General features: G+C 60.0%; 17 protein-coding genes. 6 read left to right on the forward strand and 11 right to left on the reverse strand.

The window, feature by feature from the left end; translation table 11 throughout:
- Positions 1 to 124: 124 nt before the first annotated feature.
- The 6 genes from ACR0ID_RS17150 to ACR0ID_RS17175 all read right to left on the reverse strand — a co-directional run bounded on the left by ACR0ID_RS17150 (position 125) and on the right by ACR0ID_RS17175 (position 5,469).
- The gene (locus ACR0ID_RS17150; protein ID WP_480521058.1) at positions 125 to 1,528 is read right to left on the reverse strand and encodes an NAD(P)/FAD-dependent oxidoreductase; all 1,404 of its coding nucleotides are present in this window, start codon (positions 1,526 to 1,528) and stop codon (positions 125 to 127) included.
- 37 nt (positions 1,529 to 1,565) lie between these two features.
- Entirely contained in the window at positions 1,566 to 1,952 is a 387-nt protein-coding gene (locus ACR0ID_RS17155) for a nuclear transport factor 2 family protein (RefSeq protein WP_480521060.1), read from the reverse strand.
- 26 nt (positions 1,953 to 1,978) lie between these two features.
- Positions 1,979 to 2,473, reverse strand: coding sequence for a universal stress protein (locus ACR0ID_RS17160; RefSeq protein WP_480496051.1), 495 nt, complete (start codon positions 2,471 to 2,473; stop codon positions 1,979 to 1,981).
- Positions 2,474 to 2,490: 17 nt separating this feature from the next.
- Positions 2,491 to 3,831 carry a TRAP transporter large permease gene (locus ACR0ID_RS17165; protein WP_480496053.1) on the reverse strand — a complete coding sequence of 447 codons (1,341 nt, stop codon included), beginning with the start codon at positions 3,829 to 3,831 and terminating at the stop codon, positions 2,491 to 2,493.
- A gap of 17 nt (positions 3,832 to 3,848) precedes the next feature.
- Positions 3,849 to 4,385, reverse strand: a complete 537-nt coding sequence (locus ACR0ID_RS17170) for a TRAP transporter small permease (protein WP_480496055.1) — start codon at positions 4,383 to 4,385, stop codon at positions 3,849 to 3,851.
- 67 nt (positions 4,386 to 4,452) lie between these two features.
- The gene (locus tag ACR0ID_RS17175; protein WP_480496057.1) at positions 4,453 to 5,469 is read right to left on the reverse strand and encodes a TRAP transporter substrate-binding protein; all 1,017 of its coding nucleotides are present in this window, start codon (positions 5,467 to 5,469) and stop codon (positions 4,453 to 4,455) included.
- Between the two features lie 157 nt (positions 5,470 to 5,626).
- Here ACR0ID_RS17175 and ACR0ID_RS17180 point away from each other — a divergent pair, with 157 nt between their 5' ends.
- From ACR0ID_RS17180 to ACR0ID_RS17195, 4 genes are all read left to right on the forward strand, one after another.
- On the forward strand, positions 5,627 to 6,553 hold the full coding sequence (locus ACR0ID_RS17180; protein ID WP_480607321.1) for a LysR family transcriptional regulator: 927 nt from the start codon (positions 5,627 to 5,629) through the stop codon (positions 6,551 to 6,553).
- A gap of 279 nt (positions 6,554 to 6,832) precedes the next feature.
- Complete coding sequence (locus ACR0ID_RS17185) at positions 6,833 to 8,872, forward strand: oxidoreductase (RefSeq protein WP_480607324.1); 2,040 nt, start codon at positions 6,833 to 6,835, stop codon at positions 8,870 to 8,872.
- Between the two features lie 73 nt (positions 8,873 to 8,945).
- Positions 8,946 to 10,964 carry a CocE/NonD family hydrolase gene (locus ACR0ID_RS17190; RefSeq protein WP_480607326.1) on the forward strand — a complete coding sequence of 673 codons (2,019 nt, stop codon included), beginning with the start codon at positions 8,946 to 8,948 and terminating at the stop codon, positions 10,962 to 10,964.
- A 180-nt stretch (positions 10,965 to 11,144) separates the two neighbouring features.
- Entirely contained in the window at positions 11,145 to 12,287 is a 1,143-nt protein-coding gene (locus tag ACR0ID_RS17195; protein WP_480607328.1) for an amidohydrolase, read from the forward strand.
- An 88-nt stretch (positions 12,288 to 12,375) separates the two neighbouring features.
- On the opposite strand, the gene ubiV is transcribed toward ACR0ID_RS17195, so the two are convergent.
- Genes ubiV through ubiT form a run of 3 tightly spaced genes read right to left on the reverse strand, consistent with a single transcriptional unit; the run spans position 12,376 to position 14,820 of the window.
- Positions 12,376 to 13,296, reverse strand: a complete 921-nt coding sequence (ubiV, locus tag ACR0ID_RS17200) for a ubiquinone anaerobic biosynthesis protein UbiV (RefSeq protein WP_480547520.1) — start codon at positions 13,294 to 13,296, stop codon at positions 12,376 to 12,378.
- Positions 13,297 to 13,300: 4 nt separating this feature from the next.
- Positions 13,301 to 14,278, reverse strand: coding sequence for a ubiquinone anaerobic biosynthesis protein UbiU (gene ubiU, locus ACR0ID_RS17205; protein ID WP_480496099.1), 978 nt, complete (start codon positions 14,276 to 14,278; stop codon positions 13,301 to 13,303).
- Positions 14,278 to 14,820 carry a ubiquinone anaerobic biosynthesis accessory factor UbiT gene (gene ubiT, locus ACR0ID_RS17210; protein WP_480547522.1) on the reverse strand — a complete coding sequence of 181 codons (543 nt, stop codon included), beginning with the start codon at positions 14,818 to 14,820 and terminating at the stop codon, positions 14,278 to 14,280. The genes ubiU and ubiT overlap by 1 nt, the downstream gene beginning before the upstream one ends.
- A 136-nt stretch (positions 14,821 to 14,956) precedes the next feature.
- Here ubiT and ACR0ID_RS17215 point away from each other — a divergent pair, with 136 nt between their 5' ends.
- Both ACR0ID_RS17215 and ACR0ID_RS17220 read left to right on the forward strand, forming a co-directional pair.
- Entirely contained in the window at positions 14,957 to 16,465 is a 1,509-nt protein-coding gene (locus ACR0ID_RS17215) for a UbiD family decarboxylase (RefSeq protein ID WP_480547550.1), read from the forward strand.
- Entirely contained in the window at positions 16,462 to 17,043 is a 582-nt protein-coding gene (locus ACR0ID_RS17220) for a UbiX family flavin prenyltransferase (RefSeq protein ID WP_480607331.1), read from the forward strand. Before ACR0ID_RS17215 ends, ACR0ID_RS17220 begins: the two co-directional genes overlap by 4 nt.
- Before the next feature lie 117 nt (positions 17,044 to 17,160).
- On the opposite strand, the gene ACR0ID_RS17225 is transcribed toward ACR0ID_RS17220, so the two are convergent.
- On the reverse strand, positions 17,161 to 19,578 hold the full coding sequence (locus tag ACR0ID_RS17225; protein ID WP_480607334.1) for a GcvT family protein: 2,418 nt from the start codon (positions 19,576 to 19,578) through the stop codon (positions 17,161 to 17,163).
- Between the two features lie 28 nt (positions 19,579 to 19,606).
- Positions 19,607 to 20,857 carry an aminotransferase class V-fold PLP-dependent enzyme gene (locus ACR0ID_RS17230; RefSeq protein WP_480607337.1) on the reverse strand — a complete coding sequence of 417 codons (1,251 nt, stop codon included), beginning with the start codon at positions 20,855 to 20,857 and terminating at the stop codon, positions 19,607 to 19,609.
- Between the last annotated feature and the right edge of the window lie 18 nt (positions 20,858 to 20,875).

Below are 20,875 nucleotides of genomic sequence, written 5' to 3' on the forward strand. Positions count from 1 at the left end.
CCGAGCCAATGATCCCAAACGCATGCTCAATTCCATGCATCTGCAAAACCTTAACAAAGGCCTCTTCCGTCGTCATCTTCATAGGGGTGCTTCCTTATCTTCAGAACGCTAAAGCGTTGGTAAATTACAGTATTTCGTCTCTTAGGTAATAGCCGACATACGCCATGCGCTGACCCAGACGGCGGAAGGGTGTCAGGATGCCGTGACTCGGAAGCGGGGACGTGAAGATCGGCAGGGCAAAGGCCTTGTCTTTCTTGCCCGCGATCAGCTGTGCCATACGACGCCCGGCCTGAGCCGAGTACATCACGCCGTTGCCACCATATCCCATCGCGTAGAACACGCGCTGTTCCGGGTCCGGTTGAAAGATACGCGGCATCATATCGTGGCTGACATCGACCCAGCCCCACCACGAGTAATCGAGGTTGATATCCGTCAGCGCCGGAAACTTTCGGGCGAGGCCCTTTTTCAGAAGCTCCAAATGTTTTTCGTTCTCGGCGTCTCGTCCTGTTACCGCGCTGCGGCTGCCGATCTGCATCCGGTTGTCAGGCAATAAACGATAATAATGGCGCAGGGTGCGCGTGTCCGTCAGGGGCGATTTGGTCTGAATGCCACACTCATCCAGCTCGGCCTGGGTCAGCGGCCGTGTCACCATCGAGTTGGACAGGATAGGCATCAAGCGGTGCTTTGTGCGCGTGTTCAGACCCGGCGGGGTATAGCCCGCGGTTGCCAAGGCCACCGTTTTGGCGCGGACGATGCCGCCCGGTGTGCGCAGGTGATGCACGCCGTTCTTCGTCTGCCATCCCATGACCGGGCTGCCGGTGTGAATTTTCACCCCCAGACGACGCGCCATGTTGACATAACCGAACGCCAGTTTACCCGCATGGATACAGGTCCCGTCAGGTTCCCACATGGCGCCTGCGGCTTCCATATCGCGCACGTGTTTTTCATGCAGTTCTTCCCGGGAGAGGATGCGCGAACCATAGCCGAACACATCGTTGAGCAGCTTGCTCTCTTTCTTGAGGGACGGCATGACCTTGTCGCGATGCGCGATGTAGTAGTGGCCACCCGGCTGGGGGTCGCAATCGATATCGTCGGACGCAATCAGATCGTTGAACAGCTGAAACGCTTCAGTGACCTCGGCATGCATGCGCTTGGCCACGTCCGTTCCCCACCGTTCGATCCATTGCGACCGCTTGAGCCGCCCGGATGAAATCTGGGCCTGCCCGCCATTGCGGGTGGAGCAGCCCCATGAGACGGTATTTGCTTCTAAAACAACGGCTTGAATGCCGTGTTCCTTGGCAAGATGGATGGCGGTGGACAGGCCGGTATACCCCGATCCGATCACCACCACATCTGCATCCATATCGCTGGACACAGGTCCATCATCGGCCGGAGGTGTTCCGGCCGTTCCAATCCAATACGTGGGCGCGTGGTCGCGATTGTGACCCGGACCCGCATCAATGATCGGGTCATATTTGGGGTCATAACTGGCCTTGGGCCAGTGACGCGGGATGCTGTTATCCACCATTCTTGTTTTTCTCCGAGGCTGCGCGCAGGGCGGCGGATCAGGCTTTGAACATCGGGCGAGCTTTGCGAAGCGCCTGTTTTACAATGATTTTACCGTCACGAACGGTGAACAGATCCGCACCTTCGGCTTCGATCCGCATTCCGTTTGCGTCGGTTCCCGAGAAGGTCCACTCGGATACGGCACGATCACCGTGGACAAAGTGGCTGTGATGATCCCAATGGGCGTCTTTCATGCCTGCCCAGACGCCCGAAAACGCGGCGGCGATGGCTTCGGCACCTTCAACCTTGTTGCCGTATTTCTCGTCACCGGCCACGGTGTAGAACACGCAGTCGTCGGCGAAGTGGGTCATCACGCCGTCGATGTCGTGGCGGTTGAACGCGTCGAACGTGTCCGCCAGGTCCTGCGTGGTCAGGGTTTTGTTCATTTTGTACTTCCTTGTCAGTGGGGTTGTTACATTTCGTCCGGGTTCGGAACGATCAGTGTCGGGATCCTGGAGCGCCGCAAAACGCGTTTTGCGACCGTGCCCAGGAAGGTGTGCGAAAAGCCGTGATCATGCGCGCCCAATACGATCAGGTCGCAACCCAGTTCGACCGAGCGGCGCAGGATCACTTCTGCCGGATGGCCGTCAGTCACCTCGACCGAGGTGACCTGATCGCGAATTTTCCCGTCGTCGCCGTCGAACTGCGCCCAGAACTTGGCTTGCCGCTCGGCCAGAACCTTGCGCACCATCTCGTGACGACGCTCAATGGCGGTCTTGCGGGTCTCTTCGTTCATAATGAAGATTTCCATCGTGATCTTGGCGTCGTCCGACAGGGGTTCATTCACGTGCAACACGTGAATCTCCGCCCCGGTGGCCTGCGCGATGCTTGCGGCATGGCGCATGGCGTGACCCGAGTTTTCGGACAGGTCGGTGGCAAACAGGATGTTGGAGACCATCTGTTTCATGTCGTCATCCTTTCAGATCAGTAGCCAAACAGCCGTGGAAGCCACAGCGACAGTTCAGGGAAGAAGGCGATAATGAAGATCGCCACCGTGTTTGCCGCCGCAAAAGGCAGCGCGCGCAACGAGATCTGTTCGATCGAGATGTTCGAGATACCCGATGCGATGAACAGGTTCTCGCCCAGCGGCGGGGTCTGGAACCCGATGCCCAGCGTACAGACCATCACCACGCCAAAGTGGATCGGATCGATACCAACCGAATACGCTACCGGCAGCATTACCGGAACAAGGATCAGGATGGTGGCCAGTGTTTCCATGAACATGCCGACGAACAGCAGGAAGAAGATGATCAGCGCCCAGATCACATAGAGGTTGTCGGTGAAGCTGAGCATCGAATCTGCGATGATCGCCGGGATCTGGTTTTCCACCAAAAGACGTCCGAACACCGTAGCGGTGAACAGGATCAGCAGGACGCGACCGGTCAGCCATGTGGTGGCTTCAAGCGACTGGAACAGCGACTGCCAGGTCAGTTCGCGATAGATGACTACCCCCACGAACAGGGTATAGAAGATCGCGACGATTGCAGCCTCGGTCGGGGTGAAGAAGCCGGTATAGATACCGCCCAGGATCACCAGCGGCGCCATCAAAGACCAGAACCCGCGATACATTTCGCAGCCCACATGGCGGATCGACCAGCCTTCGGCGACGCCTTTGTAGCCGCGCTTTTTCGACATGAAGTAGTTCAGGATCAGAAGGCTGGTGGCGATCAGGAAGGCGGGTACAAACCCGGCAATGAACAGTTTCGAAATCGAAACCGACTGGAAGGTGCCGAATTTCTCGACCGCTTCGGGTGGCGGGGCCATACCGAGCGCGGCAATGCCGAAGATCACCATCGGGATGGAGGGAGGAATGATAATCCCGAGGCCGCCAGAGGACGCAGTGATCGCCGAGGCATAGCCGCGCTCATAGCCGCGGTCGATCATTGCCGGGATCATCAGCATCCCAACAGCCGCGGTTGTTGCCGGGCCCGAGCCCGAAATTGCACCAAAGAACAGACAGGCCATGACCGTTGCGGCCGAAATACCACCGGTGAAAGGACCGGCCAGACTTTCGGCAACGTTGATCAGGCGTTTTGAGATACCGGCAGCCTCCATCAGGGCCCCGGCGAGGATAAAGGCTGGCAGCGCCATCAGCGGGAACGAGCCCACGGATGTAAAGGCGATCTGCACGAATTTGATCGGGTTATCGCCCAGATAGAGAAACGAGATCAGCGACGCGACACCCAGCGCCACCGTGATCGGCGCGCCAATGAGCAGCAAGAACAGAAATGATCCAAACAGGACCGTGACGATTTCGGATTCCATGATTTAACCCCCTGCCCTTAGGATTTCTTTGCTGCTTCGGTCGCAGCTTTGATTTCGTCGAGGTCGATCTGATCGGGATCGTGAATGTCCTCGCCTTTGACAAGGCGGAGGTAATTCACCTGAATGATGCGGACGGTCATCAGCGCAAACGCGATGGGCAGCACCATGTAGATATACTTCATCTCGACACCCAGAGTCTGGGATTTCCAGAACTTGTTCATCTTGTTGAAGACAAAATCTGTCGCCAGATAGAGGAAGTAGACATTGAAGAAGAGCCAGAAGAGATCGGCGAAGGCTTCGATGTACTTGATCGCCCCCTCAGGCAGGAACTTGAACTGGAATGTCACGCGGTTATGCGCCCCTTTCAAGGCGGCGTAACTTGCGCCGAAATAGACGAACCATACGAACATGTAGACCGAGAGTTCTTCGATCCAGCTGACCGAAAAGCCGAAGACTTCGCGCGCGATGATCTGCACGAATAAAAGGCAGACAAAGCCGGATAAGAGTATCCGGCAGATGACACTTTCTATGTTGTCCAGAAATTTCCAGAACATGTGGTTTCACTCCTCCCTGAGATGAGAAGAGCGCCGTGGCGCTCTTCCCGGTATCGCTCTGCGGCGATTATTGCTGCACCGGCTCGCGGCCAATGGCTTCCAGAACGGTGTTCAGTTTTTCGACGCCACCGATGGAGTCGTAGAACTGGGGCCATACGGCACCTGTCGCCAGTTCGATGAACTCGGCTTCGTCGTTTTCGGGATCGATGATCTCCATACCTTTGGCGGTCAGCTCTTCCTTGATGGCGGCTTCGGAATCCCGCAGGAACTGTGCGGATGCCAGGGTGGCTTCCTGTCCCGCTTCAAGGATAATTGCCTGATCTTCTGCGGACAGGTCCTGGAAGACCGCTTCTGAAACGATGAGCGGTTCGATCGAGAAGATGTAACGCAGGTTGGTGACGTGGTCCTGAACCTCGTAGAACTTCATCGCGTTGATGGTCAGGTAAGGGTTGTCCTGCCCGTCGACCACCTTGGTTTGCAGTCCGGTGAAGGTTTCCGACCAGGCCATTGGCGTCGGGTTGATGCCCCACGCTTTGTAGGTTTCGATCATGATCTCGTTCTTGGGAACGCGGATGACCAGATCCTGAAGGTCGGCAACCGATTTGACCGGCTTTTTCGAGTTGGTCAGGCGGCGGAAACCGGTATAGGTCCAGCCGATGATACGCACGCCCGCATCACGGATGGTGTTTTCGACCAGTTCCTGACCGATTGGGCCCTGGGTCAGCTTTTCGGCATCTTCCAGGCTGAGGATCACGTAAGGCAGCGTGAAAACACCGACCGAAGGCGAGAAGGGCGTGATGTTGTTGATTGCCAGCAGCGACATATCCAGCGTGCCGATCGCCGCCTCGTTCACGGTGTCCTGTTCGGACCCCAGCTGACCGTTCAGGAACAGCGTTGCGGTGTGGGCACCGCCCGATTTCTCTTCCAGCGCCTTAACGAAGGCGATGCCCAGAGCTTCCTGTGCGCTTCCTGCGCTATCGCCCACCGCGATCTTGAAGTTCTTCGCATCAGCCGTGCCTGCAACCATCAGTGCAGCAACGGAAACGGCGGCGCTGATGGTGCCAAGCTTTTTGATAAATGACATGGATGTCCTCCCATTTGTCGTGTTTCGAGGTGCGCGATGGCCTGGGGAGAAGGTGGCCAGTCCGATTCTGCCTCGGCCACAAGAGGCTATCTTGCCAACATGGTTTCGTCGTTGTTAATATTTGCGCGAAAGGTTTCACAAATGTCGAACTTTTAATATGAGACAGAACCCACTGACCACCCGCATCGGGGACACGGACATCCGCCTTCTTCGGGTTTTCAAAACCGTTGCGGAAAGCGGAGGGTTTTCAGCGGCGGAAAATGAGCTCAACATCGGGAAATCAACAATCTCGAAACACATATCGGATCTGGAGCTTCGGCTGGATTTGAAGCTGTGCAACCGTGGCCCGGCGGGTTTTTCCCTGACTGAAGACGGCGAGAAAGTGCTGGCCGCGACAGAAGACCTGCTGATTTCGGTTTCGCAGTTCAGAACCGAAGTCAACGAGATCAAGCAGCAACTGGCAGGAAGTATCCGCGTGGCGCTGTTCGATCAATGCACCACGAACCCCGAAGCGCGCCTTGCCCGCGCCATTCACAGGTTCAACGAAGCCGCCCCTGCCATCCAGATCGAGTTGTCGATTGAACCGCCTAACGTCATTGAGACCATGGTTATCAGCGGGCAGCTGGATGTCGGGATCATCGCCCTGCACCGCCCCTCGGCAAGCCTGCATTATGCGCCGCTTTATGGGGAAAACATGTTTCTGTATTGCGGGCAGGCCAATCCGTTGTTCAGCCAGTCCGCTGACACGCTGAGCTTGCGGGACATTCAGGCGTTCAACTATGCGGGTCTGAACGTGAACTCGCCCAACCTGATCTACGGCCAGCAACTGGGGTTTCGACGCGCCGCCAAAGTGCAGAACGAACAAGCCCTTGCAATACTTATTCTGTCGGGCAGCTATCTGGGCTTTCTTCCGGACCATCTGGCGCAGGAATTTGTTGATAAGGGGCTTATGAGGCAGGTGATGCCGCAGGAAATCAAATACAGAACGCGCTTTGCGGCGGTGACGCGGAAACAGCCGGATCCGACACGCGCGGCCAAACTGTTTCTGGAAACCCTGCTGAGCGTCCATTCCGAAGTGCCCTGAGCCCGGCCTCGTCGCCTGTTTGCGCGAGGGCACCCCGTTTATTAACCGAAGACATGCGCCAGCCGGGGGCGCACGGCCGCGCTTGTCGTGTCCACTAGGGCGAAAGGCACGGGGAAAATTGGTCGAAAACGTCTGATTGAAAACAAATTTGACTTGGCAATTCCAGTTTGATTTCAATCGGCGAAGACCATCACCTCTTGCCCCCAGATAACCGGAGAGCTGCATGTCATCCGACCCTGTTGCCGCCTTGCGCAATCAAACTGATCACGAGGCGCAATCATGAGCCGCGATGCCTTGCTGCAACCTTATCAGCTAAAGCACCTGACGCTGAAAAACCGGATCATGACAACCAGTCATGAACCCGCCTATCCCGAAGGTGGGATGCCGACGGAACGCTATCGTGCCTATCACGAGGTGCGGGCCAAAGCGGGGGTTGCGATGACCATGACGGCGGGGTCGGCCGTTGTCAGCCGCGACAGCCCGCCTGCGTTCAACAATATCCTGGCATACAAGGACGAGGTGGTCCGCTGGATGGCGGAGCTGACGGATGCCTGCCATGCCCATGGCTGTGCGGTGATGATCCAGCTGACCCATTTGGGGCGGCGCACGGGCTGGAACAAGGGTGACTGGCTGCCGTCCCTGTCGCCGTCGCACGACCGGGAACCAGCGCACCGGGCCTTTGCCAAGAAGATGGAAGATTTCGACATCGCGCGGATCGTGACCGATTACGCCGATGCCGCCGAACGGATGCAGGCCGCCGGGCTGGATGGAATTGAATTGCAGGCCTACGGTCATCTGATCGATCAGTTCTGGTCGCCGATGACCAATCGGATGGAGGCGCCCTTTGGAGGCAATCTGGACAACCGGATGCGCTTTGGTTTCATGGTTCTGGACGCAATCCGCGACCGCGTCGGGAGCGATTTCATCATAGGGGTCCGTTACACCGCCGATGAGGTGGAAAAGGGCGGCATAACCGAAGCGGAAGGGCTGGAGATTGCCCGAAGGCTGCGCGACAGCGGTCAGGTCGATTTCCTGAACATCATTCGCGGGCGTATTCATACCGACCCGGCCATGACGGACGTGATCCCGGTTCAGGGCATGAAAAGCGCACGCCATCTGGATTTTGCCGGGCGGGTTCGGGCCGAGGTTGGGATGCCGACCTTTCACGCCGCGCGCATTCCCGATGTGGCGACGGCGCGGCATGCGGTGGCCTCGGGCCTGCTGGACATGGTCGGCATGACCCGCGCGCATATGGCAGATCCGATGATCGTTGCCAAAATCCGGGCTGGACGGGAAGAGGACATCCGGCCCTGTGTCGGTGCCACTTACTGTCTTGACCGCATTTATCAGGCGGGTGAGGCGCTGTGTGTCCACAACCCGGCCACCGGGCGCGAATTGTCGATGCCGCATCTGATCCCCGCCGCTGAAACGCGCCGCCGCGCGGTGATTGTGGGCGCAGGCCCCGGCGGGCTTGAGGCGGCGCGGGTCGCGGCCGAGCGCGGGCATGACGTCACCGTTATTGAGGCCGCCCCCGCACCCGGCGGTCAGGTGCGGCTGACCGCGCAGTCCCCGCGCCGGGCCGAGATGATCGGGATCATCGACTGGCGCATGGCCCAATGCGCCGCACGCGACGTGACATTTTGTTTCAACACCTTTGCGGACGCCGATGCTGTAACTGCGCTTGCGCCGGACATGGTGGTGATCGCAACCGGCGGATTGCCCGAGGTGACGGTTCTGGAGGCGGGTAACGATCTGGCGGTTACTGCCTGGGATATCCTGACCGGTGATGTGCGCCCCGGCGACAATGTCCTTATCTATGACGATGCAGGGGATCACCCGGCCCTGATGGCGGCTGAGGCTATCGCGCAAGCGGGGGGGCGGGTAGAAATCATGACCCGAGACCGCAGTTTTGCCCCCGAAATCATGGGGATGAACCTGGTGCCCTACATGCGCGCCCTGCAAAAGACCGGTGCCGAGTTCACAGTCGCCCGGACGCTGAAATCATTGGTGCGATCAGGCAATCAGCTGGAGGCAGCCATTGGTACGGATTACTCGGACCTGATAGAAAAGCGCCTGTATGATCAGGTGGTTGTCAATCAGGGTGTTTTGCCGCTGGATGATCTGTACTTCGATCTGAAACCGCTGTCGCGAAACTTGGGCGCCGTGGATTATGAAGCGCTGGTCGGCGGGTCCGGCCCCGTGTTTCCGCAATCGGTCCCAGAGGCGGGGTTTGATCTGTACCGGATCGGCGATGCCATTTCATCACGCAACACGCATGCCGCCATTTATGATGCGCTGCGCTTGGGGCTTCGATGGTGAGGCCATTGAAAAACCCCCCGGCCAAGCACGCCACAAACAGCTTTTCACCTGACAGTCAGTCAAAGGACCGGACATGAGCAACACAGAGGTCATCGAAACCGTTTGGATTCCCATGCCGGACGGCGCAAAACTTGCGGCACGGCTTTGGCTGCCCGGCTCGGCCCGAGCAACGCCCGTTCCCTGTGTTTTGGAATACATCCCCTATCGCCGCCGGGATCGCACCCGGATGCGGGATGAAAGCATGCATCCGCATTTCGCCGCTGCAGGCTATGCGTCGATCCGGGTGGACATCCGCGGCTATGGCGACAGCGACGGGATCCCCGAGGATGAGTATTCGCATCAGGAGATTCAGGACGGGCACGACATCATCCAGTGGATTGCCGATCAGGACTGGTGCGACGGAAATGTCGGAATGTTTGGCAAAAGCTGGGGGGCGTATAACGCCTTTCAGGTGGCCGCTACCCGCCCGCCTGCGCTGAAGGCGATTGTGCCGGTGATGGGAACGGATGACCGCTGGCGCGAGGATATTCACTTTTACGGCGGCTGTCTGGCCAATGACAATTTCTGGTGGGGCTCGATCATGCAGCTGTACAATGCCATGCCGCCCGACCCCGAGATTGTGGGCAAAGATCGCTGGATCGACATGTGGCGCGCACGGTTGGAGGGGGCTGAATTCTGGCCCTCCATGTGGCTGGAACATCAGACCCATGACGACATATGGCGGCGCGGTTCGATCTGCGAAAACTACGCGGATGTCGATGTGCCGGTGTATTTCTTTGGCGGATGGATGGACCTGTATCGCGACACTCCTTTCCGCATCGCGGAACACCTGAGCGGGCCGGTCAAGATCCTGATGGGCCCCTGGGCGCATCTGTACCCGCAAGAAGGGGTGCCGGGGCCCCGGGTCGATTTCGTCGGCGAGGTGATCCGGTTCTGGGACCATTGGCTGAAGGGGATCGACACGGGCCTGATGGACGAGCCGCCCTTGCGGTTTTTCCTGCAGGACAGTGCCGCCCCGTCCGGAACACATGTGCACCGCGACGGGCGGTGGATCGAGGAGCCAAGCTGGCCATCGCCACATGTCAAGGACCAGCCCTTGTGGGTGAATGACGGAACGCTGGACGCCTCCGCCGGGTCGGGCGGGGAAATGTCGATCTGTTCGCCGCAGAATTTCGGGGCCGCAGCGGGCGACATGTGTTCCTTTGCAATACCAGGAGATATGGCGGCAGATTGCCGGATCGAAGCCGCAGGGGCGCTGCAATTCAAAGCAGAGCCACTTGGAGAGCCGATCGATATTCTGGGCCAGCCCTCGGTAGACCTGACAGTTTCTGCCGATCGGGCGCAGGGTTTTGTTGCGGCCTTGCTGGTGGATGAGGCCCCGGATGGCGCGCAGACATTGATTGCACGCGGGTTCTGCAATCTGACCCACCGGATCAGCGACACTGAACCGACACCGATCACACCCGGCGAAGACATGCACGTGACTGTCCCGCTTTATGGAACCGGTTATCGGGTGTTGGCGGGTCATCGCATCGTTCTGCAAATCGCGTCCGCCTATTGGCCGGTCCTGTGGCCAGCGCCCGAGCCGGTTACGCTGACGATCCAACCCGGCACATCGCGGCTGATCCTGCCCGTGCGCAGCCAGCATGATGACGCGCCAGCCCCACGCCCCTTGCCCGAACCTCGGGGTCCCGACGTCGCCCCGCGGAAGACGAACGTTCGCTCCGGTTCGATGGAGCGTTCGGTCCACACCGATCTGACCAATGGCGAGGTGACACACAGGTATTTCCTTGACGGGGGTGTCTTTGGGCCGGTGGGCGATATTCGCCTCGACGATATCGGCACGGTGCTGAGCGATATGTCGGATCGACGCTATACCATCCAGCCGGATGATCCGTTGTCGGCAGTAGCCACAATGGAGCAAACCGCCGGTTTCGACCGCGAGGGGTGGTCCGCCAAGATCTGGACCTGTTCCGAACAAAGGGCGACTGCGACCGAGTTTCACCTGACCGCTCGCCTAAAGGCGTGGTCGGGTGACGACCTGATCTTTGAGGAAGAACAGTCTTTTGTCATCCCCCGCAACGGGATGTAGGCGCAGAATGGTTTACAGACCTGCCGTCTTGTGGTGCGTGGGTTGGTGGGCTGCTCGCGGGATCGAAATTGTTCAGGGCTCTCATCCGGGGGCAACGTGCATCAATCGGAACCTATCTTTGAGCGGGATTGCAAAACCCTGTAGCAAGGGCGCAAGAAAGCAGGACGAAGGAGAGTTGCCATGACGAGTTTTTCTGAGAACCTGAGCGCCCTGCGGCATGAGTTTCACCGCAACCCCGAGCTTGGCTTTCAGGAGGACTGGACCAAGGCCCGGATCGCCGATCACCTGAGAAGCCTTGGCATCGAAGTGCATGAAGGTGTCGGCGTTGTTGGTGTTCTGCGAGCGGGTCATGGCAACCGGTCCATAGGTCTGCGCGCGGATTTCGACGCCCTGCCCATTACCGAGGCCAACAGCTTTGCCTACAAGTCTCAGAACCCGGGCGTGATGCATGCCTGCGGCCATGACGGCCATACGACGATGCTGTTGGGCGCGGCCGAGCTTTTGGCCAGGGAACAGGGCTTTGACGGCACCGTTGTCTTCCTGTTCCAGCCCAATGAGGAGCACGGGCTGGGTGCGCGGGCGATGATTGAGGAAGGCGTCCTGCGGGATTTTCCGATTGACGAAGTCTATGGCGCGCACAATCTGCCGGGCGAACCCGTTGGGCGGGTTTCAACCCGCGCCGGTGTTGTTTGTTGCAGCGAAAGCCTATTCGAGATCACAATCACTGGTCAGGGCGGCCATGCCTCGATGCCCCATGTCGGGCGCGAGACACTTACGCCCGCAGCAGAGCTTGTTCTGGCCTTGCAAACCATCGTTTCGCGTAAGCTTGCCCCGTCGTCTGGCGCGGTCGTTTCCGTGACCGAGTTCATCACCGATGGGCAGCGCAACGTCCTGCCAAGCCGAACGGTGTTGAAAGGGGACGCACGGGCGATGTCCCCCGACGACCGCGCGCGGATTGAACACCACATGCGGCAGATTACGGCAGGCGTGGCTGAAAGCCACGGTGTCGCGGTGACGGTGGATTTCCTGACTGAATTTATCGAGGCGATCAACGATGCCGACGCCGCAACCCATGTGGTTTCAGCCGCAAAAACGCTGGGTTTGGAGGTTGACGGCGACCGGACCGCCATGTCGTTTTCCGAGGATTTCGCGGAATTTGCGGCAGCGGTTCCGGGGTGTTTTCTGCTGATCGGCAATGGAACCGAGGGGTCGAATGGCCGCCCCCTGCACGCGAATGACTATGATTTCAACGACGCGCTGCTGCCATTGGGAGCAAACCTGTGGGCCGAACTGGTGCGGCAACGCCTGCCTGTGACCACCTGACTGTGCAGGACGATCCATGGATTTTCCGGATCGCCCGCTCAGGTCGTGCTGAAAATTCGCTATCGGATGCCGGTCTTTTCCAGAATGATCAGCGTGCTGCTTCGGTGGGCGCGCATGCCGAACCCGACCATTCAGCGCCGGATGCGCCGGTCAGGAACCCGTCGCTTAGCCTTATACCGGGATCGTCCGCACGCAGCGCGTGTTCCAGATCGCCCCGGTCAAGTTGCCCATCCAGCCGCTGTCGGTAGAGCGCGCAGAGCCTTGGGAACCCCTGAGATTGCGGCGACAGGCGCAGAGCCGAGACGCCAGCACTTTGCAGCAACTCGATCTGATGATCCGTGCAGGCATAGCTGTCTGACAGGGTCTGCACACCGTTCATGGCCATGAACGGCTGTCCATCGCCGGTCAGCACATCCAACCCGTCGGGATCGTTTTCGCAGGCAAACTGGCAATTATCCTTGCTGCGCCCATGCAGACGCGCGTGGTAACACCGGCCGGAGATGGCCAGCGGCAGGCGACCGTGGCCCCAAACCTCGACCGCGACACCCAAACTGGCGGCGGCTTGTGCCAGAACCCTGACCGAGGCGATTGGCAGTTCCGGCGGCAGGCATATGCGACGCGCCCCGCGTGACGCCAGCCATGCCAATGTGCCTTCGTTATAGACATTGATCAGCGGTCCGACATCGAAATCGGTGTTTTCGGGCAGATGCGCTAGCGCAGTCAGATCGTTGATCTCGACCGTGACCCCCAGATCCGCCAGATCGGCGGTCAGCTTGCGTTCACGCTTGAGCGTCACCAGTGCAAGACTGGTCAGCGCAACCTGTTTGCCTGCTTCAACCAACCGGGCAATCGCGTCGGGAATCCGGTCCTGATAAAACGGCAGGCGCTTGGAACAAACCAGCTCGCCCAGCACGATGCGGTCGACGGGGGTTTGGGCCAAATCCTCATAAAAGGATGTCCAGCTATCGGCGGGCCAGAAAAACTGGTTGGGGCCAACGGTCAGCTCCATCGCGCTATCTCCAGGTCTTTTTGTATGCGCCGGTTGTCATGGCCTGCCCTTCGGACAAACGGGCCAGCATCCCCTCGGGCAGGGGGCGTCCGGCCTCAAGCGCGTCGACAGCGGCGCGGAAATTCCGAACCACCTGCGCAACGTAGGATTTCGAGCGCTGGCGCCCTTCGATTTTCAGCGCGGTAACGCCGGCCTTCTGCAATTGCGGGATCAGCCGTTCCGCATTCAGGCTGACGGGGTCTTCGAACAGGTGGCCCGTCTTTTCACCTGCGGAAAAGCACCCTTTGCACAATGTCGGATAGGGTGCCGGCTGATTTCGTTCGACCCGGTGGATCAGGTAACCGCCCAGACGGGTGTTCAACGCGCCCTGATCGTTCTGGTATTCAACATGGCTGGCGGGCGAACAGACGCCATTCATGTTCGGAGACAGCCCGGTGGCATAAGAGGACAGCGAACAGCGACCTTCGGCCATCACGCAGAGCCCGCCGAACACAAAAACCTCGGTCTCGACTTCTGTTTCGGCGTTGATGGCGGCGATTTCGGGAACCGACAGCACGCGCGGCAGGACCACACGTTTGACGCCGAAGGTTTCGGCATAGAAGTTGATCACATCGGCATTCGCCGCCGCGGCCTGCACGGACAGGTGCCTGCGCAGCCCCGGATGGTTGCGCGCGGCATAATCCAGCAGCCCGATATCGGCGAGGATCACGGCATCCGCGCCGCAGGTTTCCGCGTCGGCCACCGCGCGATGCCAGATTGCTTCGCTGCCGGCGCGGGGAAACGTGTTGATCGCAACCAGTACCTTGGCCCCGTGGTCATGGGCAAAGGCAACACCCGCGCGCATTTCGGCCCGGTCGAAGTTCAGGCCCGGAAAGTTGCGCGCGTTGGTTTCGTCATTGAAGCCGCAATAGACTGTATGCGCCCCGGCCTTGACGGCTGCGCGCAAGGCGGCGGGCGTTCCTGCCGGGCAGACGATTTCCATCACCATAGTACAGCATCTTCCGGTCGGGTCAGGTACAGGCCGGTTCGACGTTCCACCAACGCGATCAGCTGCTTCAGCGGGCGCGCAAGCGGGCCGGAGAGGGCTGCGGCCTCGTGCGCGAGGTCCAGTTCCGCGTCGTCTATTGCGTTGCGCAGGGCCAGCGCCGCGGCCGTATCGCCCTCGATCACCAGATCACGTGAGAAGAACAGTGCATCGCCGTCAAATGCACCGTGAACCAGCCCAAGAAGGGCCGCCAGAGGGCCGGAAATACGCGCAACCCCTGACCCGCTGCGCCGGGTCAGTGTCACCTTTGGGGCACCGCCATTCGGATCAAGCAGCAGGACAACAGGCAAATCCGTCGGATCAAGAACGAAAACTGATCTTCCGTATGCGCCAAGCCGTTGAAACATTTCCGGGTTTTTCTTTGCGACCCGGCGCGTGAAGACCGTCAGCGACAGCGACAAGGGGCCAAGCGGCACTATCCGAAGCATGGCCGCCAAAGCCGCCGGGCAGCGCGGTATCGTATTCTGAGGAACCGGCAATGAGACCTCCTGCTGTCTCAACATTATGACCTTGGATGCCTTCCTAGGGCGATCGCGGCTGGGGTGACTTGACGGTTGTCAATTCGACCCCTCGCTTTCGTTGCTAGAGGGTGGAAACCACCGTCGGAGCAGTCCCATTCGCACCCTGCCGCAATATCCCAGCCTTCGGCATTTTCTGAAATGGTGCGAGGACACCGGACAGTTCAGGCGCATCCCTGATCCGGTTTCCGTACGCCATCAGATGACCGCTGTTCACCGCGCCGTGCTTGAGGCGGGCGGCCCGGTTCTGCAATTTGACCACCCGACAGACGTGTCCACTGATCGGTTCGATACCCCCGTCGTCGTCAACCTGTTCGGAACAGCGGAACGGGTTGCTGCCGGGCTGGGTGTCACACCCGCCGGGCTTGACGATCTGGGGGCCTTTCTGGCCGCGCTGCGAGCCCCGACGCCGCCGGACGGAGTGCGGGACGCGCTGGCCAGATGGCCGATGCTGAAGGCGGCCCTGTCGACCCGACCGAAACTGGTCAGAACCGCCCCGGTGCAAAGCCTCTGCCACAGCGGAGCGGATGTGGATCTGACCGCGCTGCCAGTCCAGACCCACTGGCCCGGCGATGCGGGGCCGCTGATCACGTGGCCCGTGGTTCTTACCCGGCCCTACGGCAGCGATGCAAACGCGGCGCAAGGCTATAACGCGGGGGTTTACCGTGTTCAGGTGCTGGACCGGAACCGTGTCATCATGCGCTGGCTGCCTCATCGCGGCGGCGCGGCGCATCACAGGAGCTGGGCGAGGTGCGCCGAAAAGATGCCCGTCGCCATTGTGCTAGGCGCAAACCCCGCGACTTTGTTATCGGCGGCCTTGCCCTTGCCAGAAACGGTATCTGAGCTGACATTTGCCGGTGCCCTGAACCAGAAGCGCCCACATCTGATCCCGGCCAGAACCATCCCCATGTTGGTCCCTGCTGACGCCGAGATTGTTCTGGAAGGTTGGGTTGCACCAAGCGAGACCGCCCCCGAGGGGCCTTTTGGGGATCACACCGGCTATTACAACCCGGCTGAACCCTTTCCGGTGATGCAGGTCAGCGCTGTCACCCATCGGGACGCGCCGCTGTATCTTTCGACCTATACCGGGCGGCCACCGGACGAACCGTCAATCATTGGCGAGGTGTTCAACCGCCTGGCCCTGCCGACCATCCGCGCGCAGATCCCCGAAATCCACGATCTTTGGCTGCCGCCCGCCGCCTGTTCCTATCGAATGGCAATCGTTGCCATCGACAAACGGTATCCGGGGCAGGCCCGGCGCGTGATGATGGCCCTGTGGGGAATACTGCCGCAATTCAGCTATACGAAAATGATCATCGCGGTCGATGCCGATATCGATCCCCGAAACTGGGAGGATATTGCTTGGGCGCTTGCCACTCGCATGGACCCGGGCCGGGACGTGATGGTTCTGGACAGGACACCTATGGATTATCTGGATTTTGCATCACCCGAACCCGGTCTGGCCGGAAAAATCGGCATCGACGCCACGACGAAACTGGGCAGTGAAACGCTGCGGGAATGGGGGACGGTGATGCACACCGCGGATGGAGATCACGCCTTTGCGGAAGACCTTGTAAACCGATTGATGCCGGAGCTGAGAGCATGACAAACGCCCGTGTTGTTTTGGGGGTATCCGGTGCGTCAGGCGCGGTGTTGAGCCTTGCAGTGGCCCGGTGCCTGGCGTCATCGGATATCGAGGCCGATCTTGTGGTCAGCGCAGCCGGGATGCGGACACTTGCGCAGGAATGCGGCCCGGACGCTTTGCAAAACCTGCGGCAACTGGTGACGCGGCATCACCCGAGCGCCGATATCGGTGCCGGCATTGCGTCCGGGTCGGTTCCGGTATCCGGCATGATCGTTGCGCCCTGTTCCATGCGAACACTTGCCGCTATTGCACATGGGCTGGACGATAACCTGCTGACGCGCGCCGCCAGTGTTCAGCTCAAGGAACGCAGGCCGTTGGTTTTACTGACACGCGAAGCGCCGCTGACCCTGGCCCATTTGCGCAACATGACGGCGGCGGCAGAAATGGGGGCCATCATCCTGCCCCCGGTTCCTGCGTTTTATCTGAAGCCCGACACCCTGATGGATATCGTGTCCCAGATCGCTGCGCGCGCAGTGGACTGCCTGCGCATTTGTGACCCGGTGGCGCAGCAATGGCGCCCGCAATGCGCTGGTGGGTGAGTTCGGGCGCCTCCGGCGGGAGTATTTGGAAAAAGATGAAGTCGCCTGAAGTGCCGAGACGAGACATCTTTTGGAGCGTCTTAGTGGCCTTGCCTGCCTGTAAACGGGTTTTGAGCGTTAACACCGCAGTCTGGCGCCTGTCGGGTCAAACGGTGCCTCGGCCAGTACGCGCGCCTTGTGCGGTTTGCCGATGACCTGAATGACCACCTCATCGCCCGGCTGTGCCGTGTTTGGGTTGCGGAACCCCAGCGCCAGCGATTTCCCGACCGAATAGCCGTATGCCCCTGAAGTGACACGGCCCAGGGGCGTGCCATCGGGGGTAAAGATCGGCTCACCCCCGGTTGCGTCGGCATCTTCGGTCACATCCAGCTCGAAGACGGACAGCACCTCGCGCGCGGGGTTGTCCTTGACGGACAGATAGGCGTCTTTGTGCAGGAAATCCTTGTCCAGTTTGATCAGACCCGCCAGCCCGACCTCTTGCGGCCAGTATTCCTGAGAATACTCGCGCCCCCACGAGCCATAGCCCTTTTCGATCCGCAGCGCCCCCAGCGCGCGCGCGCCCACCGGACCGCCACCACAGTCTTTGGCGGCCTCAAGCAGGGCGGTGTAGAGCGCCACCTGATCCCCCTCGGCGCAGTGCAGTTCCCAGCCCAGATCGCCGGTAAAGCTGACCCGGATGGCCACGCATTCGACGCCAGCGACCGTGATTTTCTGCGACCGCATGAAGCGGAACGCCTCGTTCGACAGATCGGCATTGGTCAGGCGTGCCAACGCTTCGCGTGACCTGGGGCCTGCGATGTTGAACCCTGCGATGCGGTCGGTGGCGACCTCAAGCGTGGTGCCTTTGGGCATATCGACCATGTTGAAGAAGCGCTGATGATAGCGTTCGGCCATGCCGGACCCGATCATCATGTATTCATCCTTGGCCAGCTTGGTGATGGTGAAATCGCCCGCCACGCCACCGCGAACCGAGATCAGCGGCGTCAGGCAGCTGCGCCCCACTTCGGTGGGCACCCGATTGGCCACCAGACGGTCCAGCCAGTCATGGGCACCGGGGCCCTTGATCACGTAATTGGCGAAGTTCGAAATATCGATCACGCCCACGGTTTCGCGCAGCATCTGCACCTCACGGCCCACGGGCACCCACCAGTTCTGGCGGGTAAAGCCGGTGGTCTCTTCCACCTCGGGTTCATCGGCGAACCAGAGCGGATGTTCCCAGCCGCAATTGAGGCCAAAGACGCACCCCATCTGTTTCTGCATCTCATAGGCGGGGCGCGCACGGGCTGGGCGGCCCGCGCTGCGTTCCTCGTTGGGGAAATGGATCTTGAAGCGGTGGGTGTAGGCATCCTGAACGCGGGCCTTGGTGAATTTCTTGTCGGCCCAGTCGCCAAAGCGGGCCAGATCCCAGGCAAACATGTCATATTGCGGCTCGCCCTCGATCATCCATTGCGCCGCCAGCAGACCCAACCCACCGGATTGCGAGAAACCGGGGATCAAACCACCGCAGAGGAAATAGTTCTTCAGCTCGGGCACCGGCCCCCAGAGCATGTTGGCGTCGGGCGACCAGATCATCGGCCCGTTGATCACGCGTTTCACCCCGGCTGTGGCCGCGACCGGCACGCGTTCGGTGGCGCGGATCACGTTTTCCATGATCCGGTCCAGATCGTCGGGGAACAGATCATGGGCAAAATCCAGCGGCGTGCCGTCTTCGGCCCAGAATTTCATGTCTTTCTCATAAGCCCCGATCAGCAGGCCGTTGCCTTCCTGCCGGAAGTAGTATTCGCCGTCGCGGTCAGCGATCGAGGGCAGACGGCGCCCCAGGCTGGCGACCTCGTCGATGCTTTCGGTCACGAAATACTGATGCTCGGTCGGTTGCAGCGGCAGGGTCAGACCCGCCAGCGCCGCCACCTCGCGCCCCCAGAGACCGGCGGCGTTGACAACCCACTGGGTGTGAATATCGCCTTTGGGCGTGCGCACGATCCAGCTTCCGTCGGGCTGTTGTTCGGTTCCTGTCACCGGGCAGAACCGTTCGATGGTGGCCCCCCTGGCGCGGGCCCCGGCGGCATAGGCGTGCGGCACGCCCGACGGGTCGACATTGCCGCCATCGGGTTCGTACATGATGCAGCGGATGTCATCGAACTGCGCCAGCGGATGCAGTTCCTTGGCTTCTTCACGGCTGACTTCGTAGAAGTTCAGACCATAGAACCGGGCCTTGGCCTCTTGCAGGCGCAACTGTTGCTCACGCTCTTCGGTCTGGGCCAGATAGAGCGAGCCGGGCTGGAATACGCCGCAGCTTTGGCCGGTTTCCTGTTCCAGCTGTTTATACAGATTCATCGTATAGTGCTGGATGCGGGTGATGTTGTTGTTATCGTGCAGCCCGTGAATATTCGCCGCTGCGTGCCAGGTCGAACCGGAGGTCAACTCGTTCCGTTCCAGCAGGACAACGTCGGTCCAGCCAAGTTTGGCTAGATGGTACAGGATCGAACAGCCGGCAAGGCCCCCTCCGATCACGACAGCTTGTGCATGGGTTTTCATGAGTGCTTGTCCCTTGGTCCGCCGCAGCTCAGGCGGCGATTTCTTTCATGACAGCCAGAAATTTGGCGACTTCGCCGATTGAGTTGTAGTGGCACATCGAGACCCGGACGCAGGCGTCATAACCCAGCGGCGTCAATATGTTGCCAGAATAGTGGTCGGCCTTGCGCAAATGGGTGCGAATACCTTCATCGTTCAGCCGTTTGACGACATCCGCCGAGGCCACGCCCTGTACGCGCAGCGACACCAGCCCTTCGCGTGCGGGGTTGTCGGCACCGCCCAGAATGGTGACCTTCTCCATCTCGGCCAGACCGCTCAGGTTGCCGGTGCCGTGGATCATCGCGTCGGTCAGTGCCTTTTCCTGCGCGTGAATGGCGTCACCCGCTGCCAGAAATCTGGCACGCCGGTCGGTGGCGTCGCTGACCTGACTGCCAAGCCATTCGAAATAAGACACAACGTCGGACATGGTCGCATAAGCCCCGGTGTCGCGCGTGCCCATTTCCCAGTTATCTGCCGGGCCGTCCAACAGGGCATTGTGTTCAAGCCGCGTCAGCCGGTCGGAAATCCACGCCACGCCGTAGCCATGGCGCGAAAACACCTTGTAGGGCGAGATCACGTAGCCGTCGACGTCATACGCGCTGAGATCGATCCGGCCATGGGCGGCGTGCTGGATGCCATCGACAATTATGAAACAATCTGGCGCCACGGCGCGGATCGCTTGTGAAACTGCGGCCACATCAACGCCCATGCCCGTCACGGGTGAGGTGTGCAGGATTGTCGCCACTTTGGTGTCGGGTGTAACAGCTGCGGCATAGGCCCCGGCTGTCACGGTGCCGGTGTTGTCATCGTGGGGCACCAGCACATGGGTCTGCCCGGCAATACGGGCCCAGCGATCACAGGCTGAGCGTGTGGCGGGGTGTTCTAGTGTCGACCCCAGAACTTTCCCCGGACCGGTTCCGAGACAGGCGTTCATGATCAGCCGGAACAGAAGTTCTGTGCCGCTTTCACCCACAAAGAACTGACCACCGGGTGCATTCATGAAATCCCGCATATCGGCCTTGGCCGCGTTGATCGTTGCAACCAGAGCTTGAGACCCCGGATTGTCACGCCCCTGATTGTCGGGGATTGCGGCGTGACGCGCCGAGCTGTCCAGCACGGATTTCAGTGTCAAAGCCCCACCGGCGTTTTCGAAAAATATCCGCTCGCCCTGTTCGGGGCAGTGATCGATCTGGGCAAAACGGTTGCGGATCTGGTTCAGCAGGTTTTCCGAAATTTGACTCATGAAAAGCGGCACCTTTGT

It is taken from the genome of Ruegeria sp. AL2 (genome assembly GCF_056540845.1).

Bases quoted from the DNA above. Each gene is read 5' to 3' on its own strand.
- ACR0ID_RS17175 (WP_480496057.1), bottom strand. From the start codon at position 5,469: ATGTCATTTATCAAAAAGCTTGGCACCATCAGCGCCGCCGTTTCCGTT.
- ubiU (WP_480496099.1), bottom strand. From the start codon at position 14,278: ATGGAAATCGTCTGCCCGGCAGGAACGCCCGCCGCCTTGCGCGCAGCC.
- ACR0ID_RS17170 (WP_480496055.1), bottom strand. From the start codon at position 4,385: ATGTTCTGGAAATTTCTGGACAACATAGAAAGTGTCATCTGCCGGATA.
- ACR0ID_RS17195 (WP_480607328.1), top strand. From the start codon at position 11,145: ATGACGAGTTTTTCTGAGAACCTGAGCGCCCTGCGGCATGAGTTTCAC.
- ACR0ID_RS17150 (WP_480521058.1), bottom strand. From the start codon at position 1,528: ATGGTGGATAACAGCATCCCGCGTCACTGGCCCAAGGCCAGTTATGAC.
- ACR0ID_RS17225 (WP_480607334.1), bottom strand. From the start codon at position 19,578: ATGAAAACCCATGCACAAGCTGTCGTGATCGGAGGGGGCCTTGCCGGC.
- ubiV (WP_480547520.1), bottom strand. From the start codon at position 13,296: ATGGAGCTGACCGTTGGCCCCAACCAGTTTTTCTGGCCCGCCGATAGC.
- ACR0ID_RS17155 (WP_480521060.1), bottom strand. From the start codon at position 1,952: ATGAACAAAACCCTGACCACGCAGGACCTGGCGGACACGTTCGACGCG.
- ACR0ID_RS17180 (WP_480607321.1), top strand. From the start codon at position 5,627: ATGAGACAGAACCCACTGACCACCCGCATCGGGGACACGGACATCCGC.
- ACR0ID_RS17185 (WP_480607324.1), top strand. From the start codon at position 6,833: ATGAGCCGCGATGCCTTGCTGCAACCTTATCAGCTAAAGCACCTGACG.
- ACR0ID_RS17220 (WP_480607331.1), top strand. From the start codon at position 16,462: ATGACAAACGCCCGTGTTGTTTTGGGGGTATCCGGTGCGTCAGGCGCG.
- ACR0ID_RS17230 (WP_480607337.1), bottom strand. From the start codon at position 20,857: ATGAGTCAAATTTCGGAAAACCTGCTGAACCAGATCCGCAACCGTTTT.
- ACR0ID_RS17190 (WP_480607326.1), top strand. From the start codon at position 8,946: ATGAGCAACACAGAGGTCATCGAAACCGTTTGGATTCCCATGCCGGAC.
- ACR0ID_RS17165 (WP_480496053.1), bottom strand. From the start codon at position 3,831: ATGGAATCCGAAATCGTCACGGTCCTGTTTGGATCATTTCTGTTCTTG.
- ACR0ID_RS17160 (WP_480496051.1), bottom strand. From the start codon at position 2,473: ATGAAACAGATGGTCTCCAACATCCTGTTTGCCACCGACCTGTCCGAA.